Source organism: Micromonospora sp. RTBAU3-60 (assembly GCF_054963695.1).
Map to the genome: position 1 here is coordinate 37,841 of NZ_JBUEGB010000015.1, position 20,022 is coordinate 57,862.

The following is a 20,022-nucleotide window of genomic DNA, read 5'->3' on the forward strand; positions in this document are numbered from 1 at the left end:
GCATGGGGAGGAAGTCAACAAGGAGCGTGCCGTGTCCGAGTCGCCATCGGCGCCAGATTCCCCCCGGACCGCCCCGGCGGCCGGACCGAGCGGTGGTGACGTCCCGGCCGACGTCACGCCGTACCTGCTCGTCATGCCCACGGTCGACGGGGCGCCGCCCGGTATGGTGTGGCCCGGCCAGGAGGGCCAGCCTGCCTGGGCGATCCCGGTGACTGTGCCGGCAGGCACCCGCGGGTACGCGCTGTTCGTGCCGCTGGTGTCGCCGGGCGAGGGCCAGCCGGTCCCCGCGCAGGCCGCGGCCCCCCGGGTCATGGTGCCCGCGCCGGGCGTGCCCGCCCAGGCAACCCCGCCGGCCGTCGAGGGCGCGGGGGGCGTTCCGGCCCTGGCCGGCCCCGGAACCACACCGGCATCGACCCCGACCGGCACCGCACCGGCCTCGAACCCGACCGCCTTGGCCGAAGCTGTCCCTGCTGCGCCCACGTCAACCGACGTGAGCAGCGCGGACACCCCGCCCGCAGGCCCGACTCCGGCCGAATCGGCGACCGGCGCGACGGCGGCCGAGGAGGCGGCGACCGGCCGGAGCGCGGCCGGAGGAACCGCGGCCGACGAGAGCGCAGCCGACGGACCAGCGACCGAAGGCACCCCTGACCCGACGCCGTCGCCGAGCGGCATCACCCCGCCCACCGCCCCGCAGGCCTCCGCCGCGCCGGCGACCCCGCCCGCGGGCTATCCGCCCCCGGGCTACCCGCCGCCGTACGCGGTGACGCAGCCCGTGCTGCACCCCGGGGGTGGCTGGGCGCCGCGCCCGCCCGTGCCCCGGACGTCGTTCCTCGGCGCGCGCTGGCCCGGGCCGAAGCCGGCCACCGGGCGAGCCGTCCCGCTCTCGGTCCTGGCCGGCGCGCTCGGCACCGCGTTCTTCGTACCGCTGAACCGGGTTGGCATCGGCTGGTTCCTCGGCTGGCTCACGCTGACCGTGGGCGTGCTGCTGGCGGTGCGGCGGCGTACGGCCGACCTGCCCCGCACCGAGCGGCTGATCCGCGGCGGCTGGGCGGCGGCCGCCCTGGTCCTGCTCGCCGTGCTCGCCTTCCGTAACGCCTGGTGGCTGGTGACGTTCTGCGTCCTCGGCGCGCTGGGCTGCGCGACCCTGGCCATCGTCGGCGGCCGGATGATCCGGTCGATCCTGTTCGGCCTGCTCGCCGCGCCGTTCGCGGCGTTCCGCGGCCTGCCCTGGGTACGCCGGCACATCACCGCCTCCCCGGACGCCGGGATGGTCCGCAAGGTCGCCGGGTCGGTGGTCGCCACGGTGCTGGTGCTGCTGGTGTTCGGCAGCCTGCTCGCCTCGGCCGACGCGGCGTTCTCCGAACTCATCGGCGCGACCGTCCCGGAGACCGACGTCGGTGCGATGTTCCGTGGGATCTTCCTGGCCGCCGTCGGCGGGCTGATCGCGGTCGCGGCGGTCTACACCCTGGCCGCCCCGCCCGACCTGTCCACGGTGGACAAGCCGAGCAGCCGCCGGCTCGGGCTGCTGGAATGGGCCCCCGCCATCGCGGCGCTGACGCTGCTCTTCGCCGGTTTCGTCGTGGTGCAGTTCACCGTGCTCTTCGGCGGGCAGCGGCACGTGCAGAAGGTCGCCGGGCTGAGCTACTCCGAGTACGCCCGCAGCGGCTTCTGGCAGCTGCTCTTCGTCACCCTGCTGACCCTGGCCGTGCTGGGCGGGGTGAGCCGCTGGGCCAGCCGGGAGCGCCCGGCCGAACGGACCGGGCTGCGGGTCCTGCTGGGCCTGCTCAGCGCGCTCAGCGTGGTGATCGTGGTGTCCGCGCTGTCCCGGATGTGGACGTACCAGAAGGTGTACAGCTTCACCGGCGAGCGGATCTTCGTGATGGCGTTCGAGCTGCTGCTCGGGGCGGTCTTCCTGATGATCCTGGCGGCGGGCGTCCGGTGGCAGGGTCGCTGGATCCCCGGCACGACCGTGGCGCTGGCCGTGGCGATGCTGCTCGGCCTGGCGGTGCTCAACCCCGAGGACTACGCCGCGCGGCGCAACATCCTCCGGTACGAGCAGACCGGCAAGATCGACGCGTGGTACCTGCGGGCGCTCTCCGCGGACGCCACTCCCGCGCTGGCCAAGCTCCCCGATCCGGTACGCCGCTGCACGCTGAGCTGGGTCGCCGACGACCTGGCCGATGCCGACCCGTGGTACGCGTGGAACCTGGGCCGGTACCGGGCCCGGCAGGAACTCGACCGGCTGGGCCCGAACGCGATCGGCGGGCAGAAGGACTGCCGAAAGGCCGACCAGTTCGACCTGCCCAAGACGCGCGGCACCAGGTGACGCCCCCGGGTTTGGGGCCGGGCCGGGTTCGGCCCCGGCCCCGAACCCGGGTCAGCCCTTGACCGCGCCGCCCACGATGCCGCGGACGAAATAGCGCTGCAGGCCGAAGAAGACCGCCAACGGCAGGGCCATCGACACGAACGCCGCCGCGCTGAGCAGGTACCAGCCGCCGCCCAGGGAGTTGACCAGGTTGGCGATCGCCGCGGTCATCGGCAGGTTGTCCGAGTTCGCGAGCCCGATGTAGATCAGCGCGACGAGCAGGTCGTTCCACACGAACAGGAACTGGAAGATCGCCAGCGCGGCGAACGCCGGCACGCTCATCGGCACCGCGATCCGGAAGAAGGCCGTCACGTGGGAGGCGCCGTCCATGTAGGCCGACTCGAACACCGCCCGGGGCAGGGAGCCCATGAAGTTGCGCAGCAGGTAGACCGCGAACGGCAGGCCGTAGCCGGTGTGGGCCAGCCAGACGGACAGGAACTCGCCGGTCAGCTCCCACTCGGCGAACAGCTTCAACACCGGGATGAGGGTGGTCTGGAGCGGGACGACCAGCAGCCCGACGATCACCACGAAGAGCACGTCACGGCCGGGGAACTCCATCCAACTGAACGCGTACGCGGCGAACGCCGCGACGAAGAGCGGGATGATGGTGGCCGGGATCGCGATGAGCAGGCTGTTGACGAACGCCTCGCCGATGCCGCTCTGCTGGAAGACGTCCCGGTAGTTCTCCATCGTGAAGTGGTACGGCGGGGCGAACGCCGTCCACCAGCCGGAGGTGGACAGCTCCGACTGCGGCCGGAACGAGCTGACCAGCAGCCCGATCGTCGGCACCGCCCAGATGACCATCAGGGCGACGACCGCCAGGTGCAGCACGAGGCGGCGGCGGGGGCGGGCGGGCTTGCGGGTGGGTGTGGCCCGGGTGCCGGGCGCCTTGGGCGTTGCGACCGCGGTCATCTGATCGACTCCTGGGCACGGAACTTTCGGATGTTGAACGCCATGATCGGGACGATCGCCAGCAGGAGGACGACCGCGACTGCGCTGGCCCGGCCGAAGTCGCCGAACACGAACATCTCCTTGATCATGAGGTTGGCGATGACCTCGGTGTCGTAGTTGCCGTTCGTCAGCGTGTAGACGATGTCGAACGTCTTCAACGAGGTGATGATCATCGTGGTGGAGACGACCGCCAGCGCCGGGCCGAGCAGCGGGAGCGTCACCCGCCGGAACACCTGCCACTCGTTGGCGCCGTCGATCCGGGCCGCCTCCAGCAACTCGGGGTCGATCCCCTTGAGGGCGGCAGAGATGATGACCATCGCGAAGCCGGTCCACATCCACACCATGACGGCGATGAGCGCGAAGGTGCTGAGCCGGAAGCCGGGCGATTGCAACCAGCCGACAGGCCCCAGCCCGACCGTCCCGAGCAACGCGTTCAGCGTGCCGGTCTGGGCACTCCCCGCCGGCTTGTAGTCGTACATGAACTTCCAGATGACACCGGCCGCGACCATGCTGATGGCCAGTGGCAGGAAGATGATGCTCTTGGCCAGCGCCTCATATCGGACCCGGTCCACGAGCACGGCGATGACCAGGCCCATCCCGACCGTGAAGCCGGCGAAGAACAGCAGCCACAGGACGTTGTTGAAAAGCGTGCCGATGGCGTCGCTGTTGGTGAAGAACCACTTGTAGTTGTCCAGCCCGACGAACGTCGGGGTGAGCTCGTTCTTGCCGTAGAAGCTCCGGATGATCGTCCGGATCGTCGGATAGATCAGGAAGAAGGCGAGGAATCCGAGCGCCGGCGCGATCCAGAGCCACGGTCGGATGCGCCGCTGCCACTGGTTGTCGCGCGCGGCGACGGCGAGCACGCGCTCGGTTCCCCAGACGTACAGGACCAGGATGGCCGGAATGCCGACAACTACCTGGAGTGCGGTGGCCAGGCGTGAATCCACTGTTGCCTCCGGGAATCGCACCACGGGATGAGGCGGGGGAGCGGCCACGCCGCTCCCCCGGCACGGACTAGGACTGGTACGCGTCCTTCTGCGCCGCATCCAGGTCGGCGAGGACCTGGTCGAGCGACTTGGTGCCGTTGGTCAGCGCCACCATCGCCTTCCAGAACGCGTCGTTCATGGCGGTCGGCATCAGGTCCGACGCGTCGAAGGCGAAGGACTTCGCGTTGGCCAGGATCTCGGCGGAACGCTTGCTGACGTCATCCGGGTAGCTCTTGGCGTTCTTGTTCGCCGACAGGGCCCCGCCAGCCTTGACCCAGATGTCCTGCGCCTCGGCCGTGACCAGGTACTTCATCAGCGACTTGGCGGCCGGCGTGTCCTTGAACATGCCGAACAGGTCGCCCGCACCCTCGACCGCGCCCGCGTACTGGGCCTCGATGTTCGGGAACGGCAGGAAGTTGTAGTCGGTGCCCGCCTTGGCCTGCTTGAACTTCCCCAACCCGGTGATGAAGCTCCCCTGGTGGTGGAGCTGGCAGCCGGGCGGGGTCGCGAACAGCGGGTCGCCGCCGGCCTCGAAGTTCGTCGCCACGGCGGCCTTGCCGCCGCCGTAGGTGTTGGCGACGACGTCGTTGGCGTAGATCTCGAACGCCTTCCTGATGGCCGGGTCGGACCACTTGACCTTGCCCTGGTACCACTGGCTGTAGACATCCGGGCCGGCGGTCCGCAGCACCAGGTCCTCGATCCAGTCGGTGCCCGGCCAACCGGACGCCGCGCCGGACTCCAGGCCGACGCACCAGATCGCCTTCGCCTTGCCCTGGTTCGCCTTCGCCTGGGTCATCAGGTCGTTCCACGTCTTGGGCGGGTTCGCCCCGTAGTCGTTGACCTTCGGGTCGTACCAGATGAGGCCCTTGACGGCGGCCTTGATGAAGACGCCGTGCACCTTGCCGTCGACCTTGCCCAGCTCGACCAGCGCCGAGGCGGTCTCACTCTCGTACGTCTTGATGTCCAGTACGTCGTCCAGTGGCAGCAGCTTGCCCGCCTTGGCGTACTCGGCCATCTGTCCGGGACCCGGCAGTCCGGCCACGTCCGGCAGCACGCCGGAGGCGACACCGGTGGTCAGGACGGTGTTGATGTCGCGGGTGCCGGTGTACTTCACCTTGGCCCCGGTCTGCTTCTCCCAGGGTTCGACCATCTTCAGGAACGCCGCCTGTTCGTCGCCGCCCCAGGTGCCGATCACGTTGACGGTCTTGCCCTTGAGATCGTTCTCGTCCGAGGACGAGCCGCCGGTGGAGCAGGCGGTGGTGGCGAGCGCGAGCACGGCCAGCGGGACCATCCGCCGCAGCCACGGGTTCATGGGTACTCCTTCTCAGTCACTCGGTACCTCGACTCCGCACAGCCCGCCGGGCACCTGATGCGCCCGCTGTCCGCGTCACGATGGGGCGCGCGGTCACGCAGGCGGCCGTCGGCGCCGGTGGCTCGACGCCGCTTGCGGCGTCGAGCGTCCTGAACCTCGCTCGAGATCCGGTCGAGATCCGGTCGAGGACCGCTCGCGCGGCTCCGGGCGGGTTCCACGGCGGCGTTTCCGCTGGTCAAGCCGCATCAGGCAACCTCACGCAACCAGCCCGACGGCTTGCCATCTATTCACGAACGTCGATGCATGGTAGAAAGTTCCCGGGCCGGCCTCCGCTTCGCAAACATCTACCGCTACTGCGAACCAGGAGATGCCATGTCAACGACCCGTCGTGTAGTGCGCCGCCGCATGCTCACCCTGCTCCTCGCGGGCGTGGCGGCGATCGTCACCGCGCTCGGCTTCAGCACCCCCGCCTTCGCGATCAGCCACTCCAGCGCCACCTCGCAACTGCGCGCAGCCGGGATCACCTGGAGCTCCACCGGCAACTGCAGCGACCGCTACAACTCCACCTGCACCTCGTTCGAGGGCATCCGGCAGGCCACGATCGACGGCATCATCACCTTCAAGCGGGCCAGCGGCTGCGCCATCAACATCACCGGCGGCACCGAGATCGGGCACGCCAGCGGCACCTACAGCCACTGGAACGGCTACAAGGTCGACATCACCAAGACGACCTGCGTCTACAACTACATCTCCCGGGCCTACACATACCAGGGCTATATCTCCGGTTGGGGATACCAGTGGCGCGCCCCGTCGGGCAACCTCTACACCGACGAGGGCAACCACTGGGACATCCTCTACTACACCTGCGGCTGCTGACGCCTGAGAAGTGACAAACACCCTGGTGGGGGCCTTCGCCCGCACCAGGGTGTTTCGCTTGGCCCACCGCCAGAACACGCCCCGCCACCACCGATGGCCCCAAACGTGAATTCCGGTACAAACCGGTCGGTACGATCCGGGCTATGACCGAGCCGAGCCGGGCCGGCGCCGCGAGCACAGCTGGCCACGCGGCCTCACCTTCGCGGGCCGACCCGAAATGGTGGGCCCTCACGGCCGTCTGCCTGGGCACCTTCATGCTGTTGCTCGACCTGACGATCGTGAACGTGGCGCTGCCCGACATCCAGGCGTCGCTGGGCGCGTCCTTCTCCGACGTGCAGTGGGTCGTCGACGCCTACGCGCTCACTCTGGCCGCCCTCCTGCTGACCGCGGGATCGCTGGCGGACCTGTACGGCCGCCGCCGGCTCTACCTGATCGGCCTGGTCGTCTTCACCGCCGCGTCGGCGCTGTGCGGCGCCGCGCAGTCTCCGCTCATGCTCGAACTGTCCCGCGGCCTACAGGGCATCGGCGGGGCCATCATGTTCTCCGTCTCGCTGGCCCTGCTGGCCAACGCGTTCCGCGGCGCCGAACGCGGCACGGCCTTCGGCATCTGGGGTGCCCTGGCCGGGATCGCCGCCGCCGTCGGGCCCATCGTGGGTGGCGCGCTGGTGTCGGGCCTGTCCTGGCGGTGGATCTTCTTCGTCAACGTGCCCATCGGTGTCGTCGCGCTGGCCCTGACCCTGCGAAAGGTGGTCGAGTCCCGCGAGCGGGGTCCGCGGCCGGACTGGCCGGGCTTCGTGATCTTCTCCGCGGCCCTCGCCTGCCTGATCTACGCCCTCATCGAAGCGGGACGCAGCGGCTTCACCGCGAAGCCGGTGATCGCCTGCTTCGTCGCGGCCGCCGTGCTGCTCGCGGCCTTCCTGCTGATTGAGGCCCGCACCGCGGACCCGATGTTCGATCTACGGCTGTTCCGGGTGCCCACCTTCGTCGGCGGCGACATCGCCGCGTTCGGCCTCTCCTTCAGCATCTTCTCGATGCTGCTCTACCTGGTCCTCTACCTGCAGAACGTGCTCGGCTACAGCGCCCTGCAGACCGGCCTGCGGCTGCTCGTCCTCTCCGTCGGCGTCCTGGTCGCCAGCGGCCTGGCTGGCCGACTGAGCGCGAAGATGCCGGTCCGCGCCCTCGTCGGCCCGGGCCTGGTGCTGGTCGGCGTCGGGTTGCTGCTCATGCGCGGCCTCACCGCCGCCTCGTCGTGGACCCATCTGATCCCGGGACTGATCGCCACAGGCGTCGGCATCGGGTTCGTCAACCCGCCACTGGCCTCTACGGCGGTCGGGGTCGTGCCGCCGCGGCGGTCGGGGATGGCGTCCGGGATCAACCTGACCTTCCGGCAGGTCGGCATCGCCACCGGCGTCGCGCTGCTGGGCACCCTGCTCGCCAACCGGCTGACCGCCATGGTGCAGACCCGAACTGCCGGCACCCCGTTGGCCGCCCACAGCGCCGAGATCGCGACGGCACTGCGCAACGGCAGCGTGAATCGACTGTTCGCGGCCGTCCCGCCGCAGCAGCACGGCCTGCTCGTCGAGATCGCCCGCGGCAGCTTCGCCAGCGCCCTGAACGAGATTCTGCTGTTCGCGGCGATCGTCAGCATCGTCGCCGGGCTCCTGTCCTTCCTCCTGATCCGCGCGCAGGACTTCGTCTCACCCCCGCAGGGGTGATTCGCTGTCCTCGGGACGCGGGCGCGCGATGTGCAAAGGATGTCGAGAACGGCCTGGCGGTTCCGTCTCAGGGGCGGATGGGGCCACCGTGGCCGTCCCACACCAAGGAGACCCAGCATGACGATCCAGCGGATGGACAACGTCCTCATCGTTGTCGACGACCTTGACGCTGTTATTTCGTTCTTCGTGGAACTTGGCATGGAGCTGGAGGGCAGGGCGCCGATCGAGGGACGCTGGGTGGAGCGTGTCATCGGGATCGACGACGTCCGACAGGAAGTCGCAATGCTGCGGACCCCGGACGGCCACGGCCGAATCGAGCTGGCGATGTTCCACACGCCGAACGCGATCAGCGCCGAGCCGAAGGATGCACCGGCGAACACGCTGGGCATTCGCCGCATCATGTTCGCCGTCGACGACATCGAGGACGTCCTCGCCCGCCTGCGCACCCACGGCGCCGAACTCGTCGGCGAGCTGGCGCAGTACGAGGACATCTATCGGCTCTGCTACGTCCGCGGCCCTGAGGGCATCATCGTCGGACTGGCCGAACAGCTCAGCTGAAGGCCGCCGGCGCACCTCCCGGGCACCCGCGCCCGGGAGGTGCGCCGGCCAACAGTTGGAAGCTCGCTGCCGCGCGCTTCGCTGCCATTGACGTGCCGCTGATCGCCACGCTGTATCGGACACGGATCGGGCACGCGGTGATCGCGGCCGCCGCATACAAAGCGCCGAAGAGCACTCCTGGCTGCCCTACACGGCGCCGAGTCCTCTCACACAGCCCACGTCGTCGTTGTGTGGCGAGACGGGCTCGGCATCCGCCGTAGGCACCTGCTAACATTTCTTGGCATGTGCAGGGTTACGTTATGAGCAGCCCGGGCGCCACCGGTGATGACCTGGTACGGGTGATGGCCACCTTGGCCAACCCGCACCGGTTGCGGGTTGTCGCGGCACTGGTCAGGGGACGGAACTACGTAAGCCAGCTGGCCCGGGAACTGGGCATCAGCCGGGCACTGCTGCAGGTGCATCTGCGCAAGCTGGAGAAAGCCGGCCTGGTGTCGGCACACCTTGAGCTGTCGGAAGACGGGAAGGCTATGAAGTTCTACGAGGTCAACCAGTTCGATCTCCGGCTGACACCGGACAGTGTGGAGGCCGCCGTGCAGACGCTGAGCCTCCCGCAACCAAACGACACCGATGAGGACAAGGAAGCACGGGCATGAATGCGAACGACTGGGTGGAAGTGGTCGGAGCCATCGGCCTCTTCGCCCTGGTTATCACGGTGGTCACCGTGGTCATCGTGCAGGTGGCGACCACGCTGCGGGCCAGGGCCGCGCTAAGCCGGGAGACGGAATACCAGACGCTCGCCCAGACGGCGGTTCAGGCCCAGGAAAACACCGAACGCCAACTCGCCGAGCTCGGTCAACGGCTGGCGGCGATGGAGTCCCGGTTGGCGTCTCTCGAACGGCTCCTCAAAGAGGTCGAGTAGCGGTTCTGATCGAGTAGGGCTGCCCCGTTCCCGCACTCGAGCCCTGGGCCGTCGAGCGCCAACTCGACGGCCCAGGAAGAAGAAGCATCACCTCGCCCACCGGGCGAGTTCTCAGCGCAACGCTCCTTCGGTGAAAGGACAGCATTTCATGCTGTGGAAAGGCAACCCGCCCCGACGACATGTGCCGGCGCGGACCGGCACCTGGGGGACGACGCTCGCGATGGTCGGCATGGTGGTGGTCGGCATGGTGGCAGCCGACACGACCCCCTCTGCCGCGAGCACAACGACAGCCCAGACAGCAGCCATCGACTGGCGGCCGTGTGCCGAGGACGCCGCCGCCCAGTGCGGCACCCTGTCTGTGCCGATCGACTGGAACCACCCGAACGGACCGAAGTTCGACCTGGCGCTGGCCCGCCGTACCGCGAAGGAGCCGGCCGCCCGGGTGGGAACCCTCGTCTTCGGCCCCGGGGGGCCCGGAGACTCCGGCGTGAGCCGCGTGGTGAACGGCATCAGCCGATTCAGCCCCGACATCCAGCGCCGGTTCGACATTGTCAGTTTCGACCCGCGCGGGGTCGGCGCCAGCAGCCCGGTGCGCTGTTCTACTGCTCTGCTCGACCAGCGGCCCGCTCCGGTGCTGAAGAGCCAAGCCGACTTCGACGCCACCGTGGCGTACAACCAGCGACTGTGGGAGGACTGCCGGTCGAAGACCGGACCGGTCTTCGACCACGTCGACACGCTCAGCATGGTCCGGGATCTGGACGCCATCCGGGCCGTGCTGGGTGAGGCGAAGCTGACCTTCCACGGCAGCTCATACGGCACGCTGCTCGGCGAACAGTACGCCGAACTCTTCCCACACCGGGTCCGGGCGATGGTGCTGGAGAGCGTCGTGGACCACAGCCTTGACACCCGCGCCTTCCTGAACACCCAGACCGCCGCGGCACAAGACTCGTTCGACGCGTTCGTGTCGTGGTGTGACCGCACCGAGCGCTGCGCGCTGCAAGGGCAGGACGTCCACGCAATCTGGGCCGACCTGCTCGCCCGTTCCTCTCGCGGGGAGGTGCCGGACCCGAAGAACCCCTCAGCCACGCTGACCCCGTACGCCCTGAGCGGCTTCCTCGCACCGCGGGCGCTCTACGAACCCGACTTCGCCGGACTGGCCGAGACCATCAGCAGGCTGAGCACCGCGCCGTCGGGCCGGGTGGCTCCCGAGAAGGCCGCCGCCTCGACCGCGCCCCAGGCGCAGACCCGCGCGAACCCGTTGGCGATCTTCTGCCAGGACTGGAAGCTGCCGATCCGGAACTATCCGGAATACACCGCACGGATCAACGAGATGGCCCGAATCGGAACCGACCTGCCGTACCCGCAGGCGCTCGCGGTGGTCGAATCGTGCCTCGGCACGCCCACCGTCGACAACCCGCAGCACCGGTTGCGGCTCCGCACCGACCAGCCACTCCTACTGATCAACTCTTTGTACGACCCCGCCACCGGGTACAACTGGGCCACGAACGTAGCCCGGCAGCTCGGCCGGCACGGAGTGCTTCTCACCTACGAGGGTGCCGGCCACGGCATATACAACGCCACCGAGTGCACGAGGGGAACGACCGACCGTTACCTGATCGACCTGGCCGTGCCCGTCCCAGGCACCAGCTGCCCTCATCGAGGAGGCAAGATCAGCGCCTGATCTGGCGTGGTTTCTGGCCCGCGACGGTCCGAGAGCAGCAGAAACGAGAAAAGCCCTGATGGGGGATTGTGTCCCCCATCAGGGCATTTTGCTTGGGTGGAGCCGAGGGGACTCGAACCCCTGACCCCCACACTGCCAGTGTGGTGCGCTACCAGCTGCGCCACGGCCCCTTGCGGTCGTCCCCGGTCGCCCGGGCACGCAGAGAACTATACACACGCCGGTCGGCATGGTCATCTCGCGGGGGTACCCCCCACGCCGGTCAGTTCAGCGCCACGTCCGGCGGGAAGTGGGCCACCGCCGCCATCATGCCGCCCTGCCGGCGCAGCACCATGGGCCAGAGGTCGTCGGGCCGGTCGACGAACGCGTCCCCCGGGAGGGCGTCGAGGACGAACCAGGAACCCTCTTCGATCTCGCGCTCGAGCTGGCCGGCGCCCCAGCCCGCGTACCCGGCGAAGACGCGGATCCCGCCGACGGCCTCGCGCAGCCGCTCGGGGTCGACGGAGAGGTCGATGGTGCCCACCGCGCCGGACACCCGGTGGAAGCCCTTCACCGGCTTGACCGGGTGACGCATCCGGGCCAGGCAGATGGCCGAGTCGGGCTGCACCGGGCCGCCCTCGAAGAGCACCGCGGGGTGCCGGGCCAGGTCGCTCCAGTCGCCCAGGACGTCGGCGACCGGCACCTCGGTGGCCCGGTTCAGCACCACGCCGAGGGCGCCGCCGGGCTCGTGGGCGACCAGCAGCACGACCGTACGGTCGAAGTTCGGGTCTTTGAGCGCCGGAGTCGCGACCAGCAGCCGCCCGGTCATGGACTCCATGGCTCGGCCACCGATCGCCTGTCCCTCACCCTGCATGTCCGACACCCGTCAGCCGTACGCCTGTGCGGCGCACCCGACGTCGTCGACCATCCGCGCGGTCAACCCCATGCCACGCACATTAGCCTGCGGCTCGCCCGCTGGTTAAGGTCTGGCAGGCGGGTGATCGCGACAGGATCGAAGGAGGGCCGATGGGTCCAACGGCCGAGCTGGCGGTGATCGGCGGGTCAGGTCTGTACGCCCTGCTCGACGGCGCCACCGAGCACGTCGTGCAGACACCGTACGGAGCGCCGTCGGACGCGGTCACCATCGCCGAGGTGGGCGGGCGCCGGGTGGCGTTCCTGCCCCGGCACGGGCGCGACCACCGCTACCCACCGCACCTGATCCCGTACCGGGCGAACCTCTGGGCGCTGCGCTCCCTCGGCGTACGCCAGGTGCTCGCCCCCTGCGCGGTCGGCGGGTTGCGGCCCGAGCTGGGCCCGGGCACGTTCGTGGTGCCGGACCAGCTCGTCGACCGCACCAGCGGGCGCGCCCAGACCTACTACGACCAGGGCGCGGTGCACGTCTCGTTCGCCGACCCCTACTGCCCGGTCGGGCGGCGGACGCTGCTCGACGCGGCGGCAGGGCGCGGCGTACCGGCGGTGGACGGCGGGACCGTGGTGGTGGTCGAGGGGCCGCGCTTCTCCACCCGGGCCGAGTCGCGCTGGTTCGCCTCGCTCGGCGGCACGGTGGTCAACATGACCGGCCACCCGGAGGCTGTACTCGCCCGCGAGCTGGCCCTCTGCTACACGTCGATCGCGCTGGTCACCGACCTGGACGCGGGCGTGACGGCCGAAGAGTCGGTCACCCAGGAGGAGGTGTTCCGGGTCTTCGCGGAGAACACCAACGTGCTGCGCGCCGTGCTGCTGAACGCGGTCGCGGCGCTGCCGGACGAGCGGGACTGCCCGTGCGGTCACGCGCTCGACGGGATCAAACTGCCGTTTCCGCTGCCCTGATCGGTGACCGGTCGGCCACCTCCGCCACCAGACTCGGGAAGCGCCCGAAAAGCCGGCAACCGCCCGATAGATTCGGATCGTCGGGGAACTGATCATCGAGCCGTCTCCCCGCACCTTTGGGGGACGGGGGGCAGCCGGCGATGGCAACGGTCCGCGACACCACGTACGACCTGCTGCGTGCCCTGGGGCTGACCACCGTCTTCGGCAACCCCGGCTCCACCGAGGAGCCCTTCCTCCGCGACTTCCCGGCCGACTTCCGCTACGTGCACGCGCTTCAGGAGGCGGCGGCGGTCGGCATGGCCGACGGGTACGCCCAGGCCACCGGCCGGCCCGCGCACGTCAACCTGCACACCGCCCCGGGCACCGGCAACGGCATGGGCAACCTGGTCACCGCCTGGCACAACAAGACCCCGCTGATCGTCACCGCCGGCCAGCAGACCCGGGAGATGCTGTTGCTCGAACCCCGGCTGGCCAGCCCGCGGGCGGCCGAGCTGACCCAGCCGTACGTCAAGTGGGCCCACGAGCCGGCCCGCGCGCAGGACGTGCCGGCGGCCTTCATGCGGGCATACGCGACGGCGGTGCAGCCCCCGGCCGGGCCGGTGTTCCTCTCCGTGCCGATGGACGACTGGGCCCAGCCCGCCGACCCGCCCCCGCAGGTCCGGACGGTGGCGACCCGGGCCGCCCCGGACCCGGACCGGCTGCGCGGCTTCGCCGCCACCCTCACCGCCAGCCGCGCCCCGGTGCTGGTGCTCGGCGCGGCGGTGGACCGGACCGACGCGTGGCCGGCGGCCGTGGCGCTGGCCGAACGGCTGGCCGCCCCGGTGTGGGCCGCCCCGGCGCCGGAGCGGGCCGTCTTCCCCGAGAACCACCCGCACTTCCGGGGGGTCCTGCCGTACGCGATCGGCCCGCTCGCCGCGGCGCTGCACGGCCACGACACGGTGCTGGTGGTCGGCGCCCCGGTGTTCCGCTACTACCCGCACGTGCCGGGCGACTACCTGCCCGACGGCGCCCGGCTGCTGCACGTCACCGACGACCCGGACGAGGCGGCCCGCGCCCCGGTCGGGGAGAGCCTGCTCGGCGACGCCGGGCTGGTCCTGGCCGGCCTGCTGGAGCTGCTGCCGCCGGCGGACCGGCCGGCGCCGCCCGTCCGACCGGAGCCGGAGACGCCCGAGGCGACCAGCCCGCCGAGCGCCGACGCGCTCTTCGCCGCGCTGGCCCGGCACTGGCCGGCCGACGGGGTGCTGGTGCAGGAGTCACCATCCAACCTGGCCGCGCTGCGCCGGCAACTGCGGATCAGCCGGCCGCGGTCGTACTTCACGATGGCCAGCGGCGGCCTCGGCTTCGGCCTGCCGGCGGCGGTCGGGGTCGCCCTGGCCGAGCGGGACACCGGGCGCGGCCGGCCGGTGGTGGCCGTGGTCGGCGACGGCTCGTTCCACTACTCCGTGCAGGCGCTGTGGACCGCCGCGCAGCTGCGCCTGCCGCTCGCCGTCGTGGTCCCGGTCAACCACCAGTACGCCATCCTCAAGGCCTTCGCCGAGCTGAAGCACACCCCCGGGGTGCCGGCGCTCGACCTACCCGGGCTGGACATCGCCGCCATCGCCCACGGCTACGGCTGCGCGTCCGCCGTGGTGGACCCGCTGGACCGGCTCGGGGAGGCGCTCGACGCGGCGCTGGCCGCCGACCGGCCCACGGTGCTGCCGGCGCCGATCAGCACCGAGCTGCCCCGGCTCCTCTGAGCGTCACCGCCGCACCAGGGTGAGCGGGGTGCCGCTGCCCACGTCGAGCACCGTCCGGGCACCGAGCGGGGCCTTCAGGGTGACGCTCGCCGGCTTCAGCACCAGCTGCGCCGTGCAGATGCCGGTCGACCGGACCACCCCGGCGCCCAGCACCACCACGTCGTCCCGCTCCAGCACCAGCAGGGTGACACCGCCGTCGCAGGCGCCCACCCCGACCCGGTAGTCCAGGCGGGCGCCGTCCACGGCGTCGAGGGTCTGCACGGCCACCACCCCGTCGGGCAGCGGCCGGGCGGGCGTCACGCCCTCCGGTCGGGCCCCGACCGCGCGCGCCGCGACCGCCAGCCGGGCCACCGGCACCCGCAGTTCCTCCACGGTGAACAGCCAGGCCGGCACCTCGGCCAAGCCCCGGCTGGTACGCACCGAGGCGCTGCCCAGCTTCACCCCGGTGACCGTGAGCGGGATGCAGGGGGTGTCCACGTGGGTGGCGACCGGGCTGTCCGGTCCCGGGCGGGTGGGCAGCAGGCCGTCCGGTCCCGGCTCGATGGTCGGCCCGCCGTCCTTGAGCCGCCCCGGTCGCGCGGTGGGCGGCGCCATCGGCCGCCCGTCACACGTCGGCGGGTCTCCCTGGTCCAGCTGGGCGTACGCCTCGGCGGCGCTGATCAGCGGCACCCGCAGCGTGCCGTCCGGGAACCGGATCGTCCCGTCGGCCGGCGTGGCGGTCGGCAGGGCGATCTGGTCCCGGTACCAGCCGAGGAGGAACGCCTGCTTGGTGTCGCCGGTGAAGCCCGGCTCACCGGTCAGCACGGTGGCCTCCTCCAGCGGCACGTAACCGCTGCGCCACACCTCGCCCGGCCGCCAGGCGTCGGCCACCTCGCCGGCCCGCTGGTGGAACGCCGCCCAGCGGTGGTCGGGGTCCTCGCCCGGCGGCCCGATCGGAGCGGGGCCGGGCGCGGCGCAGCCGGCGAGGAGCAGAAGCGGCAACCCCAGCAGGGCGAAGGTGCGACGCATGCCGGTTGGACGCCGCGTCCCCGCCCCCGGTTCCCCAGATCAGGTCTCCCCGCCCAGGTCCGTCTCGTACGCCTCCCAGAGCAGGTCCGCGCCCCGCTGCCGGTGCCGGTCGAGGGCCCGCAGCAGGTTCCCGACCCGTTCCCGCACCTCCTCGGCGGGCACCGCGGGCAGCTCGGCGGCGCGCTGGAGGGCGACGAGCGCCGCAGCGATGGCGGCGTGCTCGTGGGTCAGCAGGCGTACCCCCCGGTCCAGCCGGGGCGCCTGGTGGAGCAGTTCCGCGTAGAGGCCGTCGGGGCCCTCGGTGAGCCGGACGTGCTCGGCGAAGCCCCGCCGGACCGGGCCGAGCTGGACGACCAGGTGCTCCCGCCAGCGCGACTCCTCCGCCGACGTGGCGAGCGCCCGGGCGAGGGCGCGCAGCTCACCGGGGAGGGTGGGCCCGGGCTGGCGCGCGGCGGGCGGTCGCGCCGCCGGGGCAACGGTGGACGGCTGCTGGATCGGACCGGTGACCATGGGCACCTCCCGCTGCTGCGCTTCCGCGTACAGCGATGGTGGACCTGGCCGGGCGGGCTGTCCAGGGTCACGCCGCGCCTCATCTGCCCCGTTCGCCCCAGCAGCCCCATCTGTCCCAATAACCTCACCGGCCCAGCGGATCTCCCGCCATGTCGCGCAGGCGACCGGCCAGGACGTGCACGTCGGCGTCCCGGCCCTCATTCGGCCGGCCGGTGGTGATCGCGTCCGCGAGCGCCCGCAGTTCGTCCGACGGCAGGGTGGCCAGCCCCATGCCCTGGAGCGGGATGGTGACCCGCCGGCCGGTGTCCCGGTCGCGGGCGATCACGGTCGGCACCCGCAGAACCGCGTCGTCGCCGCCCCGGTAGGCGAGCGCCCCGCCCCGCACCTCGGCGGTGGCCAGGTCCACGGTGCGGGTGCCGAGCGCGCCGCGGACAGAGGCCCGGGTCCCGTCCAGCCAGGCGGCGGTCCGCAGCACCCGCAACAGGAGATAGAGGCCGAGCAGCACGAACGGCAGGCCGCAGAGCCCGGCGAACCGGAACGACCCCGGCGCGGCGGAGTCGTTCAGCGCCGGCGGGAGCATGCCGGGCGGCAGGTCCCGCGCCTCGTCGTACGACGGGAAGGGGTCGCCGTAGCCGGTCAGCCGGCTCAGCAGCGGGCCGGCGAAGATCGGCAGCAGCACGAAGACCGCCCCGAAGGCGGTGCACAGGACGCCCACCACCGCTGCGAAGGCGCGTTGGCCGGGCGCGGCACCCACGGAGAGCCGGATCTTCTCGTTCGCCACAGCCGCAGCCTAGATGGCACCGGGGCCGAAGACGACTGTGCGCCCCGGTCCGGGTGGACCGGGGCGCACAGGTCAGGTGGTGGAGGTGCCGGGAATCGAACCCGGGTCCTTCGCCGCCTTGTCAGGGCTTCTCCGAGCGCAGCTCGCTGTGCCTCTACTCGGCCCCTCCGATCACGCGAGCGAGTCGGTGTGACGGGCCCAGTCGCTGATTGATCTCGCCGCACGGACCCCGCGACCGGGTCCGATTGGCCAGCCTTCTAGCTGATGCCGGCTAACTGGGTCGAAGGCGCTCCCAGGCCGACAGACTTGCTACTCGCCTCAGGCGGCGAGAGCGAAGTCAGCGCGATTGTTCTTGGCGCTTATTGGTTTCCGACGACCGATTCACGAGACGACGTCGGCTTCCTCGGCTCGCTTCCCCTGCCGCAACGCACGAAGTCGAAACCAGTCACCCCCTCGACGGGCTGCCCCTGTCGGCAGCACCGTTAAGCCTAACGCCTGCCGCAACCGGATTCATCCCGAGGCCGGCCGGATCATCGTTCCGGACAACGGGGGACGAATCACTCGTTCATGCCCTTGCCGCGCCGGCCGACCGCCCGGGCAATCTCCCGGTCGGCGTCCCGCTTGGCGAGGTCCTGGCGCTTGTCGTACGACTTCTTACCCCGGGCCAGGCCGATCTCCACCTTCGCCCAGCCGTCGGAGAAGTAGACCTGCAGCGGCACCATGGTGAGCCCGCTCTCCCGGGTCTTGCCGATCAGCCGGTCGATCTCCAGCCGCTTGAGCAGCAGCTTCCGGGTACGCCGGGGCTCGTGGTTGGTCCAGGTGCCCTGGGTGTACTCCGGGATGTGCATGCCGTGCAGGTAGAGCTCGCCGTCACGCTCCTGGGCGAACGCGTCGACCAGCGACGCCCGGCCGGCCCGCAGCGACTTGACCTCGGTGCCGGTCAGCGCCATGCCCGCCTCGTACGTGTCGAGGATGGCGTAGTCGTGGCGCGCCTTCTTGTTGGAGGCGACCACCTTGCGGCCCTTTTCCCGTGGCATCGGCGCCACCTCCCTTCCGATCGGTCCGCGACCACCGGCCGCGGAGCGGGATCATGCTACCCGAACAACAAGGACCCTCCCGCGCCGTTTATTCCGGCGCGGGAGGGTCCGGGAGAGCCGTCGCGGTGACTAGACCCGCAGGTAGAAGCGGAGCGTGACCCAGGCGGTGACCGCGCTGACCAGGCCGCCGACGCCGGCCATCAGCGGGAACATCAGGAGGATGTCGCTCCAGGAGACCGGCGTGATCAGGCCCTCGATGGCCTGCATCGACCCGCCCGAGGTGAACACCTTGAGGCCGAGCAGTGCCACCAGGCCGAGGATCGAGCCGATCAGGCCGGCAACCACCGCCTCCAGGACGAACGGGGCCTGGATGAACCAGTTGGAGGCGCCGACCAGCTTCATGACCGCGACCTCTCGCCGCTTGCTGTACGCGGCGACCTGGATGGTGTTCGCGACCAGCAGCAACGCGGCGATCGCCATCACGACGGCGAGGGCGAGCGCGAAGTTCTGGATGCCGGTGAGGACGTTGAAGACCTTGTCGAGGAGCTTGCTCTGGTCGACGATCGTGTCGATCCCCTCGGCGGTCTTGTACTCGTCGTAGATGGCCTTGTACTGCTCCGGGTTGTTCAGCTTGACCCGGTACGACGGCGGGAGGCTGTCCGCCTTGACCGCGCTGATCAGGTCCGGCGCGTCCTGGAACATCTCCTGGAAGCGCTTGTACGCCTCATCCTTGTCGACGTAGTCGACGTGCTTGACCAGCGGGTCGCTCTCCAGCTTGGCCCCGAGGTCCTGGATCTGCTGGTCGTTAACGTCGGTCTTCAGGAAGATCGAGACCTCGACGTTCTCGTAGTAGAGGTCCTTCATGTCGCCGACCTTCTGGTAGAGAAGGCCGCTACCACCCAGCATGAACAGCGACACCGCCAACGTGATGATCATCGCGATGGTCATCGTGACGTTGCGCCACAGTCCGACCAGTACCTCGGACAGGACGTATTTCATCCGCATCGGAAAATTCCTCCGGCTCTCCGGCGTGAGGTGTTCGTCGTCAGGATCTACAGATCGTCAACGGGGCGACGGCTCAGCCGTAGACGCCGCGGGCCTGGTCGCGCACGATGCGACCGCTCTCGATCTCGATGACGCGACGGCGCATCTGGTTCACGATGTTGGAGTCGTGCGTGACCATCACGACGGTCGTGCCGGTGCGGTTGATCCGGTCCAGCAGGCGCATGATCTCGATCGACGTGTCCGGGTCCAGGTTTCCGGTGGGCTCGTCCGCGAGCAGGATCAGCGGCCGGTTCACGAACGCCCGGGCCACCGCGACCCGCTGCTGCTCACCGCCGGAGAGCTCGTGGGGGTAGCGGTGCTCCTTCCCACCGAGACCGACCAGCTCCAGCACCTCCGGAACGACCCGGCGGGCAACCGCCTTGGTCTTGCCGATCACCTCCAGCGCGAACGCCACGTTCTCGTACGCCGTGCGGTTCGGCAGCAGGCGGAAGTCCTGGAAGACGCAGCCGATGGAACGCCGGAAGTGGGGTCGCTTCCAGGACCGCATCGACGTGACGTCCTTGCCGTTGACGACGACCCGCCCCTTGTTGGGGGTGACCTCGTGCAGCAGCATCTTGATGATCGTGGACTTGCCGGAGCCGGATGGACCGATGAAGAAGACGAACTCGCCCTTCTCGATCGAGACGGACACGTTGTCGAGCGAAGGCCGGGACGCCTTCGGGTACGTCTTCGTCACTTGCTCAAGCTGAATCACGGGTCGAGAGTCTACGCGGTGT

At 70.4% G+C, this 20,022-nt stretch carries 19 protein-coding genes, 1 tRNA gene and 1 other RNA gene; 9 read left to right on the top strand and 12 right to left on the bottom strand.

Features of this window, described 5'->3' with window-relative positions:
• Window positions 1-31 precede the first annotated feature (31 nt).
• Complete coding sequence (locus tag ACY34I_RS17100) at window positions 32-2,326, top strand: DUF4153 domain-containing protein (protein WP_462755999.1); 2,295 nt, start codon at window positions 32-34, stop codon at window positions 2,324-2,326.
• Between the two features lie 51 nt (window positions 2,327-2,377).
• On the opposite strand, the gene ACY34I_RS17105 is transcribed toward ACY34I_RS17100, so the two are convergent.
• From ACY34I_RS17105 to ACY34I_RS17115, 3 genes are all read right to left on the bottom strand, one after another.
• Window positions 2,378-3,277, bottom strand: a complete 900-nt coding sequence (locus ACY34I_RS17105; protein ID WP_462756000.1) for a carbohydrate ABC transporter permease — start codon at window positions 3,275-3,277, stop codon at window positions 2,378-2,380.
• Entirely contained in the window at window positions 3,274-4,263 is a 990-nt protein-coding gene (locus tag ACY34I_RS17110; protein ID WP_462756001.1) for a carbohydrate ABC transporter permease, read from the bottom strand. The genes ACY34I_RS17105 and ACY34I_RS17110 overlap by 4 nt, the downstream gene beginning before the upstream one ends.
• Before the next feature lie 67 nt (window positions 4,264-4,330).
• Window positions 4,331-5,614, bottom strand: coding sequence for an ABC transporter substrate-binding protein (locus ACY34I_RS17115; protein WP_462756002.1), 1,284 nt, complete (start codon window positions 5,612-5,614; stop codon window positions 4,331-4,333).
• Window positions 5,615-5,986: 372 nt separating this feature from the next.
• On the opposite strand from ACY34I_RS17115, the gene ACY34I_RS17120 reads away from it, so the two are divergent.
• The 6 genes from ACY34I_RS17120 (at window position 5,987) to ACY34I_RS17145 (ending at window position 11,363) form a co-directional block, all read left to right on the top strand.
• Window positions 5,987-6,490, top strand: coding sequence for a hypothetical protein (locus ACY34I_RS17120; protein ID WP_462756003.1), 504 nt, complete (start codon window positions 5,987-5,989; stop codon window positions 6,488-6,490).
• Between the two features lie 143 nt (window positions 6,491-6,633).
• A complete protein-coding gene (locus tag ACY34I_RS17125; protein WP_462756004.1) occupies window positions 6,634-8,205 on the top strand; it encodes an MFS transporter in 1,572 nt (523 codons plus the stop codon).
• 117 nt (window positions 8,206-8,322) lie between these two features.
• Complete coding sequence (locus tag ACY34I_RS17130; RefSeq protein ID WP_462756005.1) at window positions 8,323-8,763, top strand: VOC family protein; 441 nt, start codon at window positions 8,323-8,325, stop codon at window positions 8,761-8,763.
• Window positions 8,764-9,062: 299 nt separating this feature from the next.
• Window positions 9,063-9,416, top strand: coding sequence for an ArsR/SmtB family transcription factor (locus ACY34I_RS17135; RefSeq protein ID WP_462756006.1), 354 nt, complete (start codon window positions 9,063-9,065; stop codon window positions 9,414-9,416).
• Window positions 9,413-9,682 (top strand): hypothetical protein, encoded by a 270-nt coding sequence (locus tag ACY34I_RS17140; RefSeq protein ID WP_462756007.1) that lies wholly within the window; start codon window positions 9,413-9,415, stop codon window positions 9,680-9,682. The genes ACY34I_RS17135 and ACY34I_RS17140 overlap by 4 nt, the downstream gene beginning before the upstream one ends.
• Before the next feature lie 130 nt (window positions 9,683-9,812).
• On the top strand, window positions 9,813-11,363 hold the full coding sequence (locus ACY34I_RS17145; protein ID WP_462756008.1) for an alpha/beta fold hydrolase: 1,551 nt from the start codon (window positions 9,813-9,815) through the stop codon (window positions 11,361-11,363).
• A 97-nt stretch (window positions 11,364-11,460) separates the two neighbouring features.
• On the opposite strand, the gene ACY34I_RS17150 is transcribed toward ACY34I_RS17145, so the two are convergent.
• Window positions 11,461-11,533: transfer RNA gene (locus tag ACY34I_RS17150), tRNA-Ala, on the bottom strand.
• A gap of 89 nt (window positions 11,534-11,622) precedes the next feature.
• Window positions 11,623-12,213, bottom strand: coding sequence for a YqgE/AlgH family protein (locus ACY34I_RS17155; protein WP_462756009.1), 591 nt, complete (start codon window positions 12,211-12,213; stop codon window positions 11,623-11,625).
• Between the two features lie 152 nt (window positions 12,214-12,365).
• Between ACY34I_RS17155 and ACY34I_RS17160 the strand changes: the two genes are divergently transcribed.
• Entirely contained in the window at window positions 12,366-13,169 is an 804-nt protein-coding gene (locus ACY34I_RS17160) for an S-methyl-5'-thioadenosine phosphorylase (protein WP_462756010.1), read from the top strand.
• Between the two features lie 140 nt (window positions 13,170-13,309).
• Entirely contained in the window at window positions 13,310-14,905 is a 1,596-nt protein-coding gene (mdlC, locus tag ACY34I_RS17165) for a benzoylformate decarboxylase (RefSeq protein WP_462756011.1), read from the top strand.
• A 3-nt stretch (window positions 14,906-14,908) separates the two neighbouring features.
• On the opposite strand, the gene ACY34I_RS17170 is transcribed toward mdlC, so the two are convergent.
• From ACY34I_RS17170 to ftsE, 7 genes are all read right to left on the bottom strand, one after another.
• Window positions 14,909-15,913: a hypothetical protein gene (locus tag ACY34I_RS17170; protein ID WP_462756012.1), complete on the bottom strand. Its 1,005-nt coding sequence runs from the start codon at window positions 15,911-15,913 to the stop codon at window positions 14,909-14,911.
• Between the two features lie 39 nt (window positions 15,914-15,952).
• Window positions 15,953-16,423, bottom strand: coding sequence for a hypothetical protein (locus ACY34I_RS17175; protein WP_462756013.1), 471 nt, complete (start codon window positions 16,421-16,423; stop codon window positions 15,953-15,955).
• 124 nt (window positions 16,424-16,547) lie between these two features.
• The gene (locus ACY34I_RS17180) at window positions 16,548-17,204 is read right to left on the bottom strand and encodes a hypothetical protein (RefSeq protein WP_462756014.1); all 657 of its coding nucleotides are present in this window, start codon (window positions 17,202-17,204) and stop codon (window positions 16,548-16,550) included.
• Between the two features lie 77 nt (window positions 17,205-17,281).
• Window positions 17,282-17,657, bottom strand: a transfer-messenger RNA (tmRNA) gene (gene ssrA, locus ACY34I_RS17185).
• A gap of 104 nt (window positions 17,658-17,761) precedes the next feature.
• The gene (gene smpB / locus ACY34I_RS17190) at window positions 17,762-18,241 is read right to left on the bottom strand and encodes an SsrA-binding protein SmpB (protein ID WP_462756015.1); all 480 of its coding nucleotides are present in this window, start codon (window positions 18,239-18,241) and stop codon (window positions 17,762-17,764) included.
• 129 nt (window positions 18,242-18,370) lie between these two features.
• Window positions 18,371-19,246 carry a permease-like cell division protein FtsX gene (gene ftsX, locus ACY34I_RS17195; protein WP_462756016.1) on the bottom strand — a complete coding sequence of 292 codons (876 nt, stop codon included), beginning with the start codon at window positions 19,244-19,246 and terminating at the stop codon, window positions 18,371-18,373.
• Between the two features lie 73 nt (window positions 19,247-19,319).
• A complete protein-coding gene (gene ftsE, locus ACY34I_RS17200) occupies window positions 19,320-20,000 on the bottom strand; it encodes a cell division ATP-binding protein FtsE (protein ID WP_073832794.1) in 681 nt (226 codons plus the stop codon).
• Between the last annotated feature and the right edge of the window lie 22 nt (window positions 20,001-20,022).

What these genes read in the sequence shown, in the direction of transcription:
- ACY34I_RS17105 (WP_462756000.1), bottom strand. Translation starts at nt 3,277, where the DNA reads ATGACCGCGGTCGCAACGCCCAAGGCGCCCGGCACCCGGGCCACACCC.
- ACY34I_RS17115 (WP_462756002.1), bottom strand. Translation starts at nt 5,614, where the DNA reads ATGAACCCGTGGCTGCGGCGGATGGTCCCGCTGGCCGTGCTCGCGCTC.
- ACY34I_RS17120 (WP_462756003.1), top strand. Translation starts at nt 5,987, where the DNA reads ATGTCAACGACCCGTCGTGTAGTGCGCCGCCGCATGCTCACCCTGCTC.
- ACY34I_RS17125 (WP_462756004.1), top strand. Translation starts at nt 6,634, where the DNA reads ATGACCGAGCCGAGCCGGGCCGGCGCCGCGAGCACAGCTGGCCACGCG.
- ACY34I_RS17130 (WP_462756005.1), top strand. Translation starts at nt 8,323, where the DNA reads ATGACGATCCAGCGGATGGACAACGTCCTCATCGTTGTCGACGACCTT.
- ACY34I_RS17135 (WP_462756006.1), top strand. Translation starts at nt 9,063, where the DNA reads ATGAGCAGCCCGGGCGCCACCGGTGATGACCTGGTACGGGTGATGGCC.
- ACY34I_RS17140 (WP_462756007.1), top strand. Translation starts at nt 9,413, where the DNA reads ATGAATGCGAACGACTGGGTGGAAGTGGTCGGAGCCATCGGCCTCTTC.
- ACY34I_RS17155 (WP_462756009.1), bottom strand. Translation starts at nt 12,213, where the DNA reads ATGCAGGGTGAGGGACAGGCGATCGGTGGCCGAGCCATGGAGTCCATG.
- ACY34I_RS17160 (WP_462756010.1), top strand. Translation starts at nt 12,366, where the DNA reads ATGGGTCCAACGGCCGAGCTGGCGGTGATCGGCGGGTCAGGTCTGTAC.
- mdlC (WP_462756011.1), top strand. Translation starts at nt 13,310, where the DNA reads ATGGCAACGGTCCGCGACACCACGTACGACCTGCTGCGTGCCCTGGGG.
- ACY34I_RS17170 (WP_462756012.1), bottom strand. Translation starts at nt 15,913, where the DNA reads ATGCGTCGCACCTTCGCCCTGCTGGGGTTGCCGCTTCTGCTCCTCGCC.
- ACY34I_RS17175 (WP_462756013.1), bottom strand. Translation starts at nt 16,423, where the DNA reads ATGGTCACCGGTCCGATCCAGCAGCCGTCCACCGTTGCCCCGGCGGCG.
- smpB (WP_462756015.1), bottom strand. Translation starts at nt 18,241, where the DNA reads ATGCCACGGGAAAAGGGCCGCAAGGTGGTCGCCTCCAACAAGAAGGCG.
- ftsX (WP_462756016.1), bottom strand. Translation starts at nt 19,246, where the DNA reads ATGCGGATGAAATACGTCCTGTCCGAGGTACTGGTCGGACTGTGGCGC.